The organism is Virgibacillus sp. SK37, from assembly GCF_000725285.1.
Taxonomy (GTDB): Bacteria; Bacillota; Bacilli; order Bacillales; family Amphibacillaceae; genus Virgibacillus_Q.
In genome coordinates this window covers 2780111-2798897 of sequence record NZ_CP007161.1, presented here as the reverse complement: position 1 = coordinate 2798897, position 18787 = coordinate 2780111, and the positions used below count along the sequence as shown (strand labels likewise).

The 18787-nt window shown below is 38.5% G+C and carries 15 protein-coding genes and 1 riboswitch; of the genes, 10 read left to right on the top strand and 5 right to left on the bottom strand.

Features of this window, described 5'->3' with window-relative positions; translation table 11 throughout:
* Positions 1 to 73 precede the first annotated feature (73 nt).
* Positions 74 to 772, bottom strand: a complete 699-nt coding sequence (gene tenA, locus X953_RS14195; protein ID WP_040956180.1) for a thiaminase II — start codon at positions 770 to 772, stop codon at positions 74 to 76.
* Between the two features lie 126 nt (positions 773 to 898).
* A riboswitch (TPP riboswitch) is annotated at positions 899 to 992 on the bottom strand.
* Between the two features lie 211 nt (positions 993 to 1203).
* Between tenA and pruA the strand changes: the two genes are divergently transcribed.
* The 4 genes from pruA (at position 1204) to X953_RS14175 (ending at position 5539) form a co-directional block, all read left to right on the top strand.
* A complete protein-coding gene (gene pruA, locus X953_RS14190; protein WP_040956179.1) occupies positions 1204 to 2751 on the top strand; it encodes an L-glutamate gamma-semialdehyde dehydrogenase in 1548 nt (515 codons plus the stop codon).
* Between the two features lie 420 nt (positions 2752 to 3171).
* Positions 3172 to 3963 (top strand): transporter substrate-binding domain-containing protein, encoded by a 792-nt coding sequence (locus X953_RS14185; RefSeq protein ID WP_040956178.1) that lies wholly within the window; start codon positions 3172 to 3174, stop codon positions 3961 to 3963.
* Positions 3964 to 4160: 197 nt separating this feature from the next.
* On the top strand, positions 4161 to 4820 hold the full coding sequence (locus X953_RS14180; protein WP_040956177.1) for an amino acid ABC transporter permease: 660 nt from the start codon (positions 4161 to 4163) through the stop codon (positions 4818 to 4820).
* Positions 4817 to 5539, top strand: coding sequence for an amino acid ABC transporter ATP-binding protein (locus tag X953_RS14175; RefSeq protein WP_040956176.1), 723 nt, complete (start codon positions 4817 to 4819; stop codon positions 5537 to 5539). Before X953_RS14180 ends, X953_RS14175 begins: the two co-directional genes overlap by 4 nt.
* A gap of 105 nt (positions 5540 to 5644) precedes the next feature.
* On the opposite strand, the gene X953_RS14170 is transcribed toward X953_RS14175, so the two are convergent.
* Positions 5645 to 6481: a YitT family protein gene (locus X953_RS14170; RefSeq protein ID WP_040956175.1), complete on the bottom strand. Its 837-nt coding sequence runs from the start codon at positions 6479 to 6481 to the stop codon at positions 5645 to 5647.
* Between the two features lie 234 nt (positions 6482 to 6715).
* Here X953_RS14170 and X953_RS14165 point away from each other — a divergent pair, with 234 nt between their 5' ends.
* The 5 genes from X953_RS14165 to xsc all read left to right on the top strand — a co-directional run bounded on the left by X953_RS14165 (position 6716) and on the right by xsc (position 12975).
* The gene (locus X953_RS14165; protein WP_040956174.1) at positions 6716 to 7441 is read left to right on the top strand and encodes a GntR family transcriptional regulator; all 726 of its coding nucleotides are present in this window, start codon (positions 6716 to 6718) and stop codon (positions 7439 to 7441) included.
* 217 nt (positions 7442 to 7658) lie between these two features.
* Entirely contained in the window at positions 7659 to 8792 is a 1134-nt protein-coding gene (gene ald, locus X953_RS14160; RefSeq protein WP_040956173.1) for an alanine dehydrogenase, read from the top strand.
* Positions 8793 to 8834: 42 nt separating this feature from the next.
* Positions 8835 to 10190 (top strand): aminotransferase, encoded by a 1356-nt coding sequence (locus X953_RS14155; protein WP_084715702.1) that lies wholly within the window; start codon positions 8835 to 8837, stop codon positions 10188 to 10190.
* A 37-nt stretch (positions 10191 to 10227) separates the two neighbouring features.
* Positions 10228 to 11139, top strand: a complete 912-nt coding sequence (locus X953_RS14150) for a selenium metabolism-associated LysR family transcriptional regulator (protein ID WP_040956171.1) — start codon at positions 10228 to 10230, stop codon at positions 11137 to 11139.
* A 60-nt stretch (positions 11140 to 11199) separates the two neighbouring features.
* The gene (gene xsc, locus X953_RS14145) at positions 11200 to 12975 is read left to right on the top strand and encodes a sulfoacetaldehyde acetyltransferase (RefSeq protein WP_040956170.1); all 1776 of its coding nucleotides are present in this window, start codon (positions 11200 to 11202) and stop codon (positions 12973 to 12975) included.
* Positions 12976 to 13031: 56 nt separating this feature from the next.
* On the opposite strand, the gene X953_RS19180 is transcribed toward xsc, so the two are convergent.
* Entirely contained in the window at positions 13032 to 14009 is a 978-nt protein-coding gene (locus tag X953_RS19180) for an N-acetylmuramoyl-L-alanine amidase (protein ID WP_052350139.1), read from the bottom strand.
* A 671-nt stretch (positions 14010 to 14680) separates the two neighbouring features.
* Positions 14681 to 16195 (bottom strand): APC family permease, encoded by a 1515-nt coding sequence (locus tag X953_RS14135; protein ID WP_040956169.1) that lies wholly within the window; start codon positions 16193 to 16195, stop codon positions 14681 to 14683.
* Between the two features lie 757 nt (positions 16196 to 16952).
* On the opposite strand from X953_RS14135, the gene X953_RS14130 reads away from it, so the two are divergent.
* Entirely contained in the window at positions 16953 to 17702 is a 750-nt protein-coding gene (locus tag X953_RS14130; RefSeq protein WP_040956168.1) for a gamma-glutamyl-gamma-aminobutyrate hydrolase family protein, read from the top strand.
* Between the two features lie 183 nt (positions 17703 to 17885).
* Here the strand turns inward: X953_RS14130 and tatC are convergent, their stop codons facing one another.
* Positions 17886 to 18785, bottom strand: a complete 900-nt coding sequence (gene tatC, locus X953_RS14125; RefSeq protein WP_369792701.1) for a twin-arginine translocase subunit TatC — start codon at positions 18783 to 18785, stop codon at positions 17886 to 17888.
* Positions 18786 to 18787 lie beyond the last annotated feature (2 nt).

The following is an 18787-nucleotide window of genomic DNA, read 5'->3' as shown; positions in this document are numbered from 1 at the left end:
AATAAAGCGATCTATCTTCATGATAGATCGCTTTACTATTTCAAATAATTATATGAAGAATTAATTAAGCGTATTATTTATTTAGAGAAACAGGTGCATGCCATTGTCTATCAGAAAACCACTGTTCCTTGGTATATGCCATTTCCCAGAAAGCAAGCTCGTACTCCTTAGCAATAATAAATTGTTCTTTCATCTTCTCCTTTTCATGCTCACTGGAGTCTTCCGCTATAGAATTCAACAGATCAATTTGCTCTTGCGTAGAGGTGTGGAACCAATCGTCGGCATATGTGTTAATCCAATTTTGATATATCTTCTCTTTTGGTTTGGCGTCCTTATATGTTTTCCCAATATCCGCATATAACCAATAGCAAGGTAAGAGTGCGGCTACGGTTTGTCCAAGGCTGCCTGAATGTGCTGCTCTGTATAAGTGCGCGGTATATCCATAAGCTGTAGGAGCAGGTTTGAAATTCGCTGTATCCTCCTCACTAATATTTAGGATCTCTGCATGAGCCTTATGAACAGTGAGTTCTGCTTGTGCCGTACTTTTTGCTTTTTCAGCAAGCATCGCGGTTACATGAAAATCCTCAGCCTGGGCAGCTGCCATTGCATGCACTTTTCCAAAATGCTTCAGGTAATAGATATCCTGAAGAATGTAGTACTTGAATGTTTCAAGCGGTAAGTCACCATTCACAATACCTTTTACAAATGGATGATTTACACTTTGCTCCCAGCTATTCTTTGTTGCTTCCCGTAGTGTGTCGGTAAATTGCATGAAAAAATCCTCCTCTTTTTAATTTCTTGCTGATCGAGGAGGGAACGGATGAACTTAAACAAGCGTCAATCATTTTTATAGAACGTTAGGACAATGTTCAACACGAAAAATAGATTGATTGCAAAGCTAAGCTGTTTTCCACTTCCCTCCGCTGGTGTTAACCAGATCAGGTTCTAAGGGTCTTCATTCTCAGCCATAAAAGGCTCCCCTAGCAGAAATAATAGTTAATACACATGTAGCATATCATATAGAAATTTAAAGTCAACTTACTTATCGGAATAATTATTTAATTTTAAAATTACCTGAAAACGTTTTAGAGAAACCATTGGTGGGAAACGTTTACTATAATGATTATTTGTTGTGCTTGCTATTAATTAAGTTCTGCATGTACATCAAAAGAAAATAGTATATTAAACTAAAGGAGGGGAAAGATGGTTTTACCATTTAAACATGAACCTTTTACTAATTTTAAAGAAGAAGAAAATCGAAAGGAATTTCGCCAGGCGCTAAATACCGTTGAAGAACAATTAGGGAGTGAAATACCTCTTGTTATTAATGGCGAAAAAGTGTATACGGATGATAAAATTACATCCGTCAATCCCGCTAAGAAAGGCCAGGTAATTGGGAAGGCTTCTATGGCTACGAAAAAACATGTCGATCAAGCAATGGAAGCTGCAGAAGAGGCATTTAAAGATTGGGGAAGATGGAGTGCAGAAGCACGGGCCGAGGTAATGTTCCGCACTGCAGCCATTGTAAGAAAGAGAAAGTTCGAATTTGCTGCCACGCTTGTATATGATGCAGGAAAGCCCTGGGGGCAAGCAGATGCCGATGTAGCAGAAGGCATCGACTTTCTTGAATACTATGGTAGAGAAATGATTGAATTAGCAAAAGGTAAGCCAATGGAAGACAGACCAAATGAGAATAATAGCTATTTTTATCAACCTCTGGGTCCAGGAGTTGCTATTCCGCCATGGAATTTTGCTTTTGCTATTGTGTGTGGAACGACTGTTGGGCCATTAGTGGCTGGTAATACGGTATTATTGAAACCCTCAGAAAACACACCAGTGATTGCATATAAGCTAATTGAGGCGTTAGTAGAAGCTGGCGTGCCAGATGGTGCTATCAATTTTATACCAGGTGATCCTTCTGATATTGGAGATTATCTCGTAGACCATCCAAAAACGAGATTCATTAATTTTACTGGTTCTCGTGCCACAGGTACACGAATTATAGAACGAGCTTCTAAAGTACAAGAAGGCCAGGATTTTCTGAAGCGTGTTGTAGCTGAAATGGGTGGTAAGGATACAATAATTGTAGATGAGGACGCAGACCTTGAACTTGCTGCAGATTCTATTGTACAATCTGCTTTCGGCTTTCAAGGGCAAAAATGTTCAGCTTGTTCAAGAGCTGTTATTCATGAAGCTGTCTATGATAAAGTGCTTGAAATGGCAACCGAAAAGACAAAAGAGATTACAGTTGGAAATCCTGCTGTAAATGACGTTTTTATGAGTGCAGTAATCAATCAAAAACAGTTTGATAAGATAAAGGACTATATTGATATTGGTAAAAATGAAGGCGAGCTTGTATATGGCGGCGAGACGGATGACTCCGAAGGATATTATATTTATCCAACTATTTTTAAGGATGTAGATCCGAAAGCCAGAATTATGCAAGAGGAGATTTTTGGTCCAGTGGTGGCATTTGCCAAAGCCAAAGACTTTGACGAAATGCTGGAGATTGCCAATAATACGGAATATGCCTTAACAGGCGCCGTTATCTCCAATAATCGTAAACATTTGGATCGTGCACGCTATGAATTTCAGGTTGGAAATCTATATTTCAATCGTGGCTGCACTGCTGCTATAGTTGGATATCAACCATTCGGCGGTTTCAAAATGTCAGGAACAAATGGAAAAGCAGGTGGACCAGATTATCTTCCACAATTCTTAAATGCTAAAACAGTCTCAGAGATGTTCTAAACCAGAAAAGTATTAGTAATAGCATGCAAGAAGGCCTATTCGAAAAGGATAGGTCTTCTTTTTTTTTGCAGATGATTATTTTTCCTCCTCATGCTGTTTAAACCTCTCCTTGGCTCACCTTAACCACCTGCCAAATAAAGTTATTTTGCATTATAGTTACACTACTGTTTCCTTTTCCTATGCTTGCATCAAAATTGCGATCACCCAACTAACGGACTATAAATTAGTTTTATAAATTTTCAGTATTTGGCAGCAAAACGTACTATATAAGAGAATTTCTACATATTAATGGGGCAAGGCCTTGTAAAAGCCTGTTATTCAATTCTAATGCCAACAAAACGGATTTTTCTAAAAAATCAATTTTTGGTAGACTTAAGTGGTATATGTAAAGAACAACAAAAAAAGAGGGGGAACTAAATAGTGAATAAAAAGAACTGGAGACTATTACCTATATTTCTACTTACTGCATTTTTGATATTGGGGCTGGCAGCTTGCGGAGCTGAAGAAAAAGCGGATGGTGAAGGTAAATCTGAATTAAAAGAGGAATACACCGTAGTAAGTGATACTTCCTTTGTTCCTTTTGAATTTAAAGAGGACGGGGAATATGTTGGATTTGATATCGATCTTATTAACGCAATTGCTGATGAGGCAGGATTTAAAATTAATATGGAAACAACAAATTTTGATGGTATCATTCCAGGTTTGCAAACAGGGCAATTTGATATCGCTATCGCAGGAATTAGTATCACAGATGAACGTGCTAAAAAGATTGATTATAGTGAACCGTATTACCAATCCGGTTTAAGTATCGGGGTGCGGGAAGAAAATGAGGACATAAAGGGTATTGAAGATCTGGAAGGAAAGACAATTGCAACCAGATTGGGATCAACAAGTGCTGCTTATATTGCGGATAACATAGAAGGCGCAGAAGCAAGCCAATTTGAACAGTTGGATCAAGCGTATATGGCTGTAGAAAATGGAAGTGCGGATGCCATTTTGTATGATGCTCCGAATGTCGCCTATTATATTAAGACAAAGGGCGATGGATTAAAAGTTGTTGGGGACTTATATCAAGCAGAGGATTACGGGATTGCTATTTCAAAAGGAAATGATGAGCTTGTAGCTGCTATTGATGACGCACTTGCAACAATGAAGGAAAATGGGAAGTATGATGAAATTTACGAAAAATGGTTTGGGGAGAAGCCTGAATAACACTTTACTTTAAGGGTGTAACGAGCCTGATGTTACACCCTTTTCTAATTTGAATTTGAAGTAATTTGGATAACTATGCAAGAAAAATTATAACGCTTCTAGCGAGTATCGTCTTAAGTCAAATCTTAGTTTGGTAAAAGATGACTATTATGAGATAGGAATTAAGTTAGTATAGTATACATTGAAGAGGTGAAAGTATGTTAGGAAGGTTTGATTGGGCAGGTGTTATAGATTTTTTACCAGAACTGGGGATAGGATTGTACTATACCTTACTAATCTCTGTTCTAGGATTGCTCATTGGGTTTATATTAGGAGCAATTTTTGGTATTGGGAGAATTTCCAAAAATAAATTGGTTTATGGACTTTCAACCGTATATGTGGAAGTGATTCGAGGAACGCCGGTATTGGTACAGGCGATCTGGATTTTCTTTGCATTGCCATTAATTATTGGACAGAATTTAGGCTCCATTACTGCAGGGGTGATTGTTATCGCTTTGAATTCAGGAGCATATATTGCTGAGATTGTTCGAGGTGCGGTAGACTCTATTGAAAAAGGACAGATGGAAGCCGGAAGATCGCTTGGATTAAATCAAAGCCAGACGATGCGTTATATTGTATGGCCACAGGCATTTAAAAGGATGGTCCCTCCATTGGGGAATCAATTTATTATCAGTATAAAGGATACCTCATTACTATCAGTCATCCTTGTTCCCGAACTAATATTTCAAGGGCGGTTGATTGCAGCAAATCATTTTAATGCTGTGGAAATTTATACTACGGTAGCGCTATTCTACCTTGCAATTACCTTGAGTTTATCTGTTGTATTACGGTTTGTAGAAAGAAGGTTGGCTACATGATAGAGATTAAGAATTTACATAAAAAATTTGGTGATTTGGAAGTATTAAAAGGAATAGATTCTTTTATTAAACAGCAGGAGGTAGTTTGTGTAATCGGTCCCAGTGGGTCAGGGAAAAGTACCTTTTTGCGCTGCTTGAATTTGTTGGAGGAAGTGACAGAAGGAGATGTGATTATTGATGGAAGAAACCTGGTTCATCCACAGACGGATATAAATAAAATTCGTACGGAAGTGGGCATGGTTTTTCAGCAATTTAATCTATTTCCCCATAAATCGGTTTTGGAAAATATCATGCTTGCACCAAAAAAAGTAAGGAAATTAAGTCAGGAAGAAGCTAAGAAACGTGCGCTCGGTTTATTGGATAAAGTTGGCTTGAATGATAAAGCCACTATGTATCCAGGTCAGTTATCGGGAGGTCAACAGCAAAGGGTAGCAATTGCGAGAGCACTTGCGATGGAACCCAAGATTATGCTTTTTGATGAACCTACTTCGGCATTGGATCCCGAATTGGTAGGAGAGGTGCTCGAGGTTATGAAGCAGCTGGCACATGAGGGGATGACTATGGTAGTAGTTACACATGAGATGGGTTTTGCACGAGAAGTTGGAGACCGTGTTCTTTTTATGGATGGTGGAGTCATAGTAGAGGAAGGGGTTCCTGAACAGATTTTTAATCATCCCCAATCTGAACGGACACAGGACTTTTTAAATAAAATTCTATAAAAAGCTTCTTATGCGGACAAGTTAAATAGACTAATAGGAGAGCTGCATGCTTTTATCCACTTATAGACAAAACATGCAGCTCACTGTACTGATTCACCCATTACCCTATTTAGCTCCTTTATAACCTTTTCGCAATATTTCCTGAACGGTATGCACGGTAACATAGGCATCTTCATCAATTTCTTCGATAATTTTTCTGAACCGGACAATCTCCTGTTTATTGATAACAAGATATAATACTTCTTTATTCCGATTTGTATAACCGCCTCTACCTTCCAGAATTGTAATTCCTCTGGCCATATTTTGCGTAACGGCTTCTAATACTCTATCAGGATACTTAGAAATAATTAATACCGAAGTTCGTTCATTTGCACCTTCAACAACGACATCAATAACTTTAGCTCCAATATAAACAGCAATCAGTGTATACATTGCTTTTTCCTGACCAATTACAAAAGCAGAACCTGCAATTACGAGAATATCGATAACGAGCATTCCTTTTCCCATGCTCCAACCTAAGAACCTGCTTAGTATGCGAACAATAATGGCCGTTCCACCAGATGTCCCGCCAGTACGGAAGATCATACCAAGGCCAAGACCTACCGTACCACCTGCAAAAAGAGCTGCTAACAGTGTGTCTCCATTTATTTCACTGCCAATGCCAGAGGTGAAGTGGAGGAATCCTGAGGAAAAGATAATTGCAATAATGGTATAGATCATCACACGATGATCAAAAAATCGATAACCTACGATCAACAGAATCGCGTTAATTACAAAGTTTACCAGACCTGGAGACCATTCAAAGAGATAATAGGTAACAATGGATATACCAATAATTCCACCTTCAGAAAGGTTATTTGGTATTGCAAAATAATTAATCCCGAGTGCAAATATTAACGAACCTGAAACAATAAGAAACATGTCTTTCATTATTTTTTGCATAAATCGACCTCCTACGTGACATATTCTACACTAAAAACATAAAACTGTGAAAAATAATATATTCTACATTAAATGAGAATTCATCTATTATATGAACCTTTAGGGAGCCAGTCAAACGTAACACTATAAAGTGTAAGTACTTTTAAAATATGCTAAATATTTTATAGAAAAATTACTATTTTCTCTATTATTTGCTAGAATAACAGATAATTACACAATTAGGAGGAAAATTAGGTGAAACTTGACTTTAATAGTTCATTACCACTCCATATTCAACTAAAATCAATTATTGAATATAAAATAAGCAATGGGGTATTTGCCAATCAAATTCCTAGTGAACGACAATTTATGGAAGAATATAATGTGAGTAGAAGTACCGTCCGTGAAGCAATAAATTTGTTGGTACGTGAAGGCGTTTTAGAGAAAAGACATGGAAAAGGAACGTTTGTATCTTTTAAACCCATTCATGAATGGCTTGGAAATTTAAGCAGTACTACCGAAACAATTTTTCAAATGGGAATGAGACCAGGAGCTAAGTTAATTACACATTACAGAACAATACCCCCTGCCTACATTCAAGAAAAAGCAGGATTTTCTGAAGCTTATTTTATAAAACGACTCCGCTATGCCGATGATATTGCCATCGGAATAGAGAGACATTATTATCCTGTCAGTATTGGAGAAAAACTCATAGAACATGACTTGGATAAGGCAACTATATATGACTTACTGGAAGATGAACTAGGCATGCACTTTGCAGAAGCGTCTCAGACGATCCGCAGTGGTGAGCTATTTGAAGAAGACAAGCAATATTTAAAGATTCCAGCTCATGGTCAAGCATTAATTGCAGAACGCATTATAAAAGGGCCGACCCGAGAGGTAATTGAAATAGAAGAGGCTTTTTACAGAAGCGATATGTATAATTTTAAAATTAATCTTTCGAGAAAATTTGGCTCTTGAGCATGAGAATCCAGAGCATGTAAAACATTCATAAAGGATTTTTATATATCTTATTATATTTTTAAATGTTAGAATTTATAAAATATATTGAAATGTTTTTAACCTTCACATATACTTTAAGTAATCTACTACAACATAACTGGTACGGACGTCACGATGTAAGCATAGCTTGGAAGTTTTATTGTAGTGGTTAATTAAGAGTGTAGGAGGGATTTATATGATCGTTGGTGTTCCGCGTGAGGTAAAAAATAACGAACGGCGGGTTGCTCTCACTCCATCAGGTGTAACTGCGTTTGTTAATGCCGGGCACACAGTCCTAATTGAAAGTTCTGCAGGAAATGAAAGCGGTTTCCTTAATGAGGAATATAAAGCTGCTGGTGCAATTATTGTATCCACAGCGGCAGAAGCGTGGGCTGCTGAAATGGTAATGAAAGTAAAGGAACCTCAACCTCAAGAATTTCAATACTTGCGTGAAGGACTTATTCTATTCACATATCTTCATCTTGCAGCAGAACCTGAATTAACCGAACAGCTACTTAAGAAGAAAGTGACAGCAATTGCTTATGAAACAATCCAAAACAGTGATAGATCATTGCCATTATTAGCCCCGATGAGTGAGATAGCGGGAAGAATGGCTGTCCAGATAGGGGCACAATATTTAGAAAATGTTAAAGGTGGAAAGGGAATACTCTTAGGCGGTGTTCCTGGAGTTCAACCAGGAAATGTAGTTATTATCGGAGGCGGAGCCGTTGGGACCAATGCAGCAAAAATGGCGCTTGGATTACGAGCAAAGGTGACTATCATTGACATTAATGCCAATAGGCTTCGAGAGCTTGACGATCTATTTGGCGGAGCTGTGACAACATTAATGTCGAATCCCCTTAATATTAAAAACGCGGTAAAAGAAGCAGATCTACTGGTTGGGGCTGTGCTTATCCCTGGGGCAAAGGCGCCACAGCTTGTATCAGAAGAAATGGTGAAAGAAATGATGCCAGGTTCAGTCATTATTGATGTGGCAGTTGACCAGGGAGGTTCTATTGAGACAATCGATCGTGTAACGACTCATGATGACCCAATCTATAAGAAACATGGAGTGCTTCATTATGCTGTGGCGAATATGCCAGGAGCGGTAGCACGGACAGCCACTTTATCTCTAACGAATAATACAAGTCAATTTGGTGTGTTTCTAGCGAATAAAGGATTTAAGAAAGCAATCGAAGCAAATCCGGCATTTGCCAAAGGTGTTAATACGCATGCAGGCATGATTACGCATGAAACAATTGCCAATGCTTTCACCAAAGAATACACTCCGCTTGCTGAAGCCTTGACAAAGCCAGTTGCATCGTATTAAAGAATTGTTTTTTATCATTTTACGGGAATGGAGGAGTTAATGATGAAGACAGAATCCGAAATGAACACAGGAGTAGGGGTCGAGTCCCCACGTTTATGGAATGCGATGCATCGGTTTAATCCGGATGCACTGCAAACAGTAGCGGCAAAGGGAGAAGGCGCATGGTTCACTGACGAGGCAGGAAATAAATACTTGGATGGCGTATCTGGTCTGTGGTGTTTAAATTTGGGGCATGGACAACAAGAAATTGTAGACGCAGCAGCAGAGCAAATGAAAAATCTCTCTTATTTTCCTCTAACAATGAGTCACCAGCCTGCAATTAAATTAGCAAGCAAAATTAGTGAGTTGTTGGGAGCGGATTATCAGACGTTCTTTTCCAATAGTGGTTCGGAAGCGAATGAGACTGCATTTAAGATTGTTAGGCAGTATCATAATCAAACAGGAAATCCTGGTAAGTATAAATTTATTTCACGCTACCGTGCATACCATGGCTCTACGCTAGGTGCATTAAGTGCTACTGCACAGGCAAACCGCAGGGTAAAGTATGACCCAGGAATGCCGGGATTTTTACATGTGTATCCACCCTATAGTTATCGTTCGATTTTTGGAGGAGAGCCGGAAGAATCCGATTTGAAAGCTGCCCAGTTAGTTGAAGAAATGATTAATTGGGAAGGGGAAGAAACCGTAGCAGCATTTATTATGGAACCGTTTATTTCTGGTGGCGGGGTAATTATTCCATCAATGAAATACATTCAGCGAATTGCTGAAATATGTAAACGCTACAATGTCTTACTGATTATGGATGAAGTTGTATCAGGCTATGGCCGAACAGGTGAAATGTTTGGTTTCAAACATGCGGAAGGTGTTCAGCCTGATATCGTGACAATGGCAAAAGGATTAACAAGTGGGTACCTGCCTCTAGGAGCCACAGCTGTTAAATCAGACATCTATGAAGCATTTAAAGAAGCAGGTAAAGACAATCATTTTCGTCATGTATCCACATATGGTGGACACCCGGCAGCATGCGCGGTAGCACTGAAAAACATTGAGATCATTGAAAGAGAGAATTTAGTGGAACGGGTGCGCGAACTAGGTAAAACAAAACTTGGAAAACTACACGACCTTATTAACCATGAAAATGTTGGAGAAGTTCGCCAAGTTGGCTTTTTACTCGGTTTAGAGATGGTGACAGACAAAGATTCCAAGAGGCCACTGGACGATGCAAAAATGAATGAAATTGTAGGAGCTTGTAAAGCAAAAGGTTTAATTATTGGAAGAAATGGCGATACCGTTCCAGGTCAAAATAACGTTATTATTGTTGCGCCTCCATTAACTAGCACAGAAGAAGACTTGGATTTTCTTGTCGAAACTGTACAATCGGTAATTCGAAACATTTAGCGATGAGTTAAAGGTAAGCTGAAGGGACGGGTTTCACTTGAATTACGAACGTTTAAAAACATTTATTGCGGTAGCGGAAAAGAAAAGCTTTTCCGAGGCTGCAAGAATTCTTTTTGTAACTCAGCCCACAATTACTTCACAGGTGAAAGCATTGGAAGAGGAATTAAATACAAAGCTATTTGAAAGAACGACAAAAAAGGTGAAGATGACACAGTCAGCTAAAATTCTTCTCCATCATGCTAAAGAAATTGTCCGTCTTAGTGACCTTGCAAAGAAGGAAATCCAGGATATTGAGGAAACGACCTATGGAGAACTTGGAATTGGTTGCAGCTTTACAATTGGAGAGTATATTCTCCCATCATTTTTAAAGAAGTTCAAAGATTTATATCCACTTATTCAAATGCGGATGGAGATTTCCAACTCAGATCGAATTGTGACCCATATAAAAGATCAGTTAATCGATGTAGGATTAATTGAGACGCCGATGGATGATCCACAGATTATGATTGAACCTTTCTTGGAAGATGAGCTTATTTTAATTGCTGCACCAAATTATTTCGACAATGAAGATGATATTACTTTAGAACAATTAAAAAACGTGCCTCTCATCACTCGGGAAAGAGGATCGGGAACAAGAGCGGTTGTTAATCAATATCTTAAGCAGGCAGGGATCACCATGGATGACCTAAACGTAGTAATGGAACTGGGAAGCACGGAAGCAATTAAATCTGCAGTAGAATCAGGACTGGGGGTCTCCATTATATCGCAAAATGCAATTGTGAAGGAGAAACAATTAAATTTATTAACATCCTATCCAATAAAAAACTTATCTTTTTATCGTTATTTCTATATAGCTTTTCGAAAAGATCAAGTGCTTAAATCTACTGTAGACCTATTTATAGATGAATTGAAACAAATGAATGGAAAAGAGGATAGGGTGGTTTGCTAATCAGTTGCTAAAGCCACAGCTCAAAGAGAGTCTATATGTTTAACAAAGGAGGAATTTGAAATGGCAAAACAACAAACAGAAGTAAAAGCAGCAGTAAATAAAAAGGTGAAAATGACCCCTAGTGAGGCGATAGTTGAAACACTAGTACAAGAAAACGTGAAAGAGGTATACGGTATTGTAGGTTCTGCATTCATGGATATGTTAGATTTGTTCCCAACAGCAGGAATCCGTTTTCTACCTGTTCGACATGAGCAGAGCGCAGCACATATGGCCGATGCGTATACGCGTGTTTCCGGTACAGCTGGTGTTGTAATAGGTCAAAATGGGCCTGGTATCACAAACATGGTCACATCTGTTGCGGCAGCAAACCAAGCTCATACACCAATGGTAGTGATTTCTCCATCTGCAGGTACTCCTACAATTGGATGGGATGGGTTCCAAGAAGCAAACCAAGTTTCTATTTTTGAAGATATAACGAAGGAAACGGTACGTGTTACACATAAGAGTCGTGTGGCAGATTGCCTTCGTACAGCTTTTCGTATAGCTTATGCTGAAAGAGGACCAGTACTGTATGATATTCCGAGAGATTTATTCTACGGTGAGTTGGAAGATTATATTTTGGAACCAAGTCAGTACCGTACAGATAAGCGAGGCAGTGGAGATCCGGCAGCAATTGAAGAAGCAGTTTCACTTTTGAAAAATGCTGAAAAACCGGTTATTATCTCAGGGCGTGGCGCTGTTGATGCAGACGGCGTGGATACGGTAGCAAAGATTGCAGAGCATTTGACTGCTCCTGTTGCTGTATCATATATGCACAATGATGCATTCCCTGCAGATCACCCGCTCGCTGTTGGACCAATTGGTTATATGGGAGCAAAGTCTGCAATGTACTCCTTGCAGGAAGCAGATGTCGTGTTAGCAATTGGCACACGGTTATCCGTATTTGGTACGTTGCCGTGCTATGACATCGATTATTTCCCAAAGAATGCAAAGATTATTCAAGTAGATATTAATCCGAGAAATATAGCAAGAACACATCCGGTAGCAGTAGGGATAATTGGAGATGCCAAAGCAACAGCAGATGATTTATATAAGAAATTACAGGAAGATTTGCCAAATACTACGTCCGACACATCGCGTTTACAGAAAATTAGTAAACGAAAAGAAGAGTGGGAAAAGGAGCTCGTTGATTTGGCATTGGAAGATGGGGATCCAATTAACCCACGGCGCGCTTTGCTTGAGCTAACGAAAGCTTTACCGGAAAATACAATTATCTCCACAGATATTGGTAACGTATCATCAACAGCAAATGCATACTTGAAATTTAACCAGACTCGTCGTCATATTGCTGCTCTTACCTTTGGTAATACAGGATTTGCATATCCTGCAGCACTAGGCGCTCAATTGGCTGAGCCAGATGCACCAGTTGCAGCAATTATTGGTGATGGAGCATGGGGAATGAGTTTGCATGAAGTAAGTACAGCTGTCGAACAGAACATACCTGTTATTGCTTGTGTATTTAATAATAAATCATGGGCTGCAGAAAAGAAAAATCAGGTTGACTATTATGATAATCGTTTTATCGGTTCAGATATTGAAGCACCGGATTTTGCGGAAGTGGCCAAATCCATGGGGGCACTTGGCTATACAATTGAAAAGCCAGAGGATATCGGTCCTGTTGTAAAGGAAGTCTTGGAGCAAAGAAAGCCAGCTGTCTTAAATATTTATGTTGATGGAACACAATTGGCACCACCATTCCGTAGAGATGCATTAAAAATGCCAACACGTTTGTTGGATAAATATAAACATCTGGATTATGGTGTTTGGGGTAAATAGAATAGGGACTTCGCAGCTCAAGTGGCTGCGAAGTTTTTTTTATTTTACTTAACCCTCTAGTCATTCTTTAAAAAATGCCTTTTTATTCCTTCAACAATCCCTTTAGCAGCATTCTGTTGATAGGTCATCGACTTAATTTTTTCTAGTTCGTCTGGGTTAGTAATAAACCCAAGCTCCAATAGTAGCGCAGGCTTCCTGTTACTTCGTAAAACTTTATAATTTGCTTGCTTTGTACCGCGATCATTCATAGACGTAGCTAAAACTAAAGCACTTTGAATTCTGTTTGCTAGTTTACTATGCTTGCTTGAGTGATAGAAGGTACTGATACCTGCTGCTTTTGAATTTTTGTTTGCATTATAATGTATGCTGATAAATGCATCAGCATCACTTGAATTGCTTATGTGTGCTCTATCATCTAGTGAAATGTAGGTGTCATCGGTTCGGGAAAGGGTAACGTCAGCACCTTCTTCTTTAAGCTCTTCAGCAAGTAGTTTAGCTGTCGATAATGTCAAGTCCTTTTCCTTCATCTTTTTTGCCAATGCACCCCCATCTTTTCCTCCATGCCCCGCATCTATAATGAAGTGATAGCCGGATAATTTATTCTCTTCACCCCTAGTAATTTCCATGGAGGCTGATTTCAAGTTGGGTGAGACTAGCTTTGTTCTTTCAGCAGGCAAATTAATCAGCCCTCCTTTAGGAGTTATTGCTTTATATGATTGTGGTGACTTTTCCTCTGGGATGGGTTTCCCTTCGGCATTAAGATGGATAGCTTGTAAATTCTTTTCATGAACCCATCCAGCTTCTCCCCGGTAGAAGGTTTTTACCCAACCATCATTATTTTCGAATGTAGTTAGTTTATCACCTTCTATTAATTGACCTATTACACTGGCATCATCCTTTGGTGCCTCTTTCAATTCAATAGTATTTACGTTTACTCGGTACATTTGACCTTCAGCCGCATGAACTGCAGGGATAATAGTAAAAAAGAATAGTAGAATAAAACTACTTAACATACATTTTTTTAACACGTTCATCGTTCCTCCTGTATAAATAGTTTATTAGTATACAAGAGTTTCCAAGTAAGTATAGATTTATACCTACCTTTCTAATATTTCTAGTTTAGTATAGAAATAATAGATGATAATATCACAGTTTAGATATACTGCGAAGTAAGTTTGTTTGCAAATGGACGTCTTTTAAAATATAAAGGCTACATAAATGCGATTCGGAGAGCATTTAACGCCATTGCTTTGCATTGCAGATGGACGCTTTCCGCCGGCATGGCTTCAGCCGCTTCCTTCGCTACGCTTCGTCCAGGGTCTTCAGCTCATGCTATTCCGGCAGGAGTCGCCATCTTCCATTCCAATCAATTGGTATAGACTTTTATCTAATTTTAGAGTTTGCTCAACTTTTTTGTGACAAATATATTATAACTTCGATATTCCTGACTCATCCTAGCGAAGGGGAAATATGAAGACTCCTGCGGGAAAAGCGAGACTAGCGAGACCCCACAGAACGGAACGTTAGTGTAGTTCGAGGAGGCTTGCAGGCCGCCCGCGGAAAGCGGAATATTTCACCGTAGCGGTGATTTACGCAGTCTTTATATTCTAAGTTACGTCGCAGTTTACTCCTACTGCGCATTGTTAGGGACACATAAAAGAAGAGTTATCCATAAGATAACTCTTCTTTTATAAATGCTATGCAATTATTTAATGTCTTCAACTGAGGATATTGCGGCTAGATCTTTTAACTGAGATGAATCTTTCCCAGGCTCTTTATCAACATAATCTCCCAATACCAGGTGATCCATTTCTGCTTTAGGGACTGCCCGATAACTTTTGAATCTCACTAAAAAGAATATACCGCCAAGCCCGATCCATACAAACAGTGCAATCCATGAAGGAAGGCTTAGAAATCCAGGAGAACCTGGTACAACTAAAAGAAGGAAAAATGCTGCACTACATATCGTTCCTAATAAAGATAGAAACTTTCTTCCAGGAGCTACAATCATAAATGGACGTTCATTTGGTACTTTTTTGTCATTCCATTTGAAAAGTTTGTAGGCGACAAAACACGCATAGAAGTAGGCAATTGTTACGCCTAAAGCAGACATATCTACCACCCATAACAGAGCTTGACGACCGAAAAACGGTGCCATAATGGTTAATGCAAGTGTAAAAATGATACCTATATGTGGTGTATTGTGCTTAGGATGTAATTTACTGAAGATGTTTGGCAATACTTTGGCTCTGCCCATCGCGAATAGTAAACGGCTTGTTGTCATATAGAAACCGTTTAACCCTGTAAAAACTCCCATTAATAAAGCAAAGGAAAGTAAGACCAATCCACCAGTGCCAAATGCATTTTGTACAATGGTTCCTGTGCCCCATACAGAGCCTTCTTCCATGGCGGCAGTCCAAGGTTGTCCTACGCCTGTTGCCATTACTGTCATAGAGTAAGTAAGACCCGCACAGATAAGGGCAATAACAATTAATTTGAACGATTTTTTAGGTGAAAAATTAAATTCTTCCGCAGCTTGCGGTATGTTGTCAAATCCGATATATGCCCATGGCGCAATAGCGACAATAGCTATAATTGATGATATTGCTCCAATCCCCGGCTTGAACAATGGCTGCATATTAGAGAAAGAACTAGAAGGATGAAATACCATGCCTATAGTTAGTAACACTACTCCCACTATAAGAATAAGGCAGAAAATATATTGCGAAAATCCCGATAAACTTGCCCCACGAATATTTAAAAAAGCAAATACAATTAATGCAAGACAGGCGACAATTACCTCACCTGCATAAACTTCCCAGCCTGCAATATTATACATAAAACCTTGTTCAATAACGGAAGGCAGTACAAATTTACCTAAAAGTGCTAAAGCAGAAGCATTCAATGCAACGATAGACATATAACCTAGTGTTAAAAACCAACCACATAGAAATGCATGATACCTGCCTAACCCATAGTAAGCGTAGGCAAATTCACCACCGGAGACAGGCAACTTTTCAACAAGAAACCCGTAGCTTACACCGATAATAATCATTAATAATGCACCAATCATGAATCCAAGTATTACTCCTAAAGGCCCTGCCATTGACATCCAATCAACTGGTAAAACAAATGCTCCCCATCCGACTGCAGAGCCAAATGCAATTGCCCAAACCCATTGAGGTTTTAACGTTCGTTCCAACTGTTCGCGTTTTGCCATAAATTAGTAATCTCCTTTGCAATTTATTGAAAGCGCTATCAAAAATTCTTTTATGTGAGTCTATATATAATTAAACCATTAATAGTTTAGAGTAACAACCGTATTCAGAAAATTTAATTATTTAGATTGATAATGAGTTTTATATACAAATGTAATAACTTGGAGGTAAGACTGATATTGTTAAGTAATTCGCTTACTGTCAGTTCCTCGTATTGTAAAAAGTATTTATTGTTTGAACCAAAAAGCAAAGGTAACGCACTATGTAGAATCGGGCTAAGCACAGTATCTTTTAAAAGGGTTTTACAACTTAAGGAGTTTTTCAATGATCAATCCCACAAGCAAAGATTAGAAAAGTTAACCAATAGAAGCTTATTATGCGAAGTCAAATAACTGTAGAGGTATAATAGAAATAGTACCAGTATCATTTGAGCTGTGCCCTGATTGTTGGATAGGATCTAACAATTCGTGGCACAGTTTTTTATTTCCATTACCTTCCATATAGTCTTTTTAACTGTAGAGGTTTCATAAGAAAGTCTCGCCATATATCCACCATGTCAGAGGGAAATTATTAGATATAAAAATGTAAGTAGAGGAAATCTGAATCTATGGAAAATGGGTGTATTTAAGTGAGCAATAGCTTCACTTACAAGAGAAGCTAGTTGGAAAGGACCTATTATCCATACTTACGTGTTTAGTCGTATAAAGCTGCGGGAAAAGTATTCCTACAATAGCTATTTAAGCCGTAGGAGGTATGATTATGATTAAGGATAAACCGATAATTGGAATATCAGGTAGTGTATATAAAGATGCAAACGGCAGATTTCCGGGATACCGGCTTTCTTTTGTTAATGAAGACTATGTTACTTCTGTAGAGAGTGAGGGTGCTGTTCCTTTTATTATTCCCGTAACGACGAATAAACAAGTTATTTCTCAACAAGTAGACCAAATAGATGGGCTGGTACTTTCTGGAGGAGTAGATGTTAATCCATTATCCTATGATGAAGAACCGTTACAAAATCAGGGGGCTATTCTTCCGGAGAGAGACGTATTTGAAATTGAACTTGTGCGAGCAACCATAGATGCGGGAAAGCCAGTGTTTGCGATTTGCCGAGGAATGCATATCTTAAACATCGCATATGGTGGAACGTTATACCAAGATATCGAATATATCCCTGAACCAGCATTGAAGCATGAACAGGAATCAAGCCCATGGGTAGAAAGCCATACAGTGTATATGGAAGAGGGATCTTATTTACATGAAATGTTTGGTGAAAAAGTTCTTACCAACTCATTCCATCACCAGGTCGTTAAAGATGTCGCACCTGATTTTACAGTTACTGCAAGAGCAGATGATGGTGTCATCGAAGGAATGGAAAAGAAGGGAGACCGTTCTGTTTTTGCAGTGCAATGGCACCCGGAAATGATGACTACAAAACATGAAAATATGAGAAAATTATTTAATGACTTTGTTGCAAGAGTCATGTCCCATAGGAAAGACTTTAAATAGATTGAACGCCTAAGCGCTTTTATAGGCTTAGGCGTTCGCTTCATGTAGCTTACTAAATTAATTAATAGGAACCAGTTGAAAATACATTCAGCCATTTTCCATAAATTACCTAATAACGATACTTTATATTATGAAAATAACATACTTTTGCAAATGGTTGTATCACTTTCTTGGAAGTGAATTTTAAGAGTGAGGGACAGCGGCTGCCCGCTTTTCCATAAACGTAACCATATAAATACTGATTTCATATAAAATAGCCATTGGAACGAGAATTAGTAATTGACTAATAAAATCTGGTGGCGTGATAAGAGCAGATACAACAGCAAGTATAATATAAGACCATTTTCTTACTTTTTTCATAGAATGTGCTGTCAGTATGCCAACCGCAGATAAGAACATCGCTACAATGGGCAGCTCAAATAATAATCCGACAGGCATCGTTGTCATCATTAAAAAACGCATGTATTCCTGAGCGGATACCATTACTTCGAAATTTTTTGCACCCATAGAAATTAAGAAGTTATAACTGAGTGGATGAATAACAAAATACCCAAAACCAATACCAAAAGTAAACAGTAAAAACATCATAGGGGAATAGATATTCATAAACTTATTTTCCTGTTCATTCAGGCCTGGTTTTACGAATTGCCATATGTAATGACAAAGAAAGGGCAAAGATATTCCCAGGGCAAGTACGAAGGATATGGACATATAAAATTTCACAACTTCCAGGGGGCCAAGAATAATTAAAGAATGGCCCTTTGTTACATATGGAAACCAAAAGTTTATGGTAGAAAACACACCAATAAATATGCTGGAAAATACAACTAAACTTTTTATTATTTGTTTTCGTAAATCCGTTAAATGATCTACTACTGTCGGTTGATCTGTTTGTTCATTTTCGTTTGTTGTTTGATCATTGGAAATCCTGTTTGTATTGTGCTCGGGAGCAGATGAAGAGGCCTTCTCTTTAATAGAAGGCTCTGTCTGCTTTTTTTCTTCTTTATTTGCAGCTTTCTTTTTATCTAATGGGCTTAAAATTTCCCGATTATGGTGTTCATATGGATCCATAAGATCACTCATTT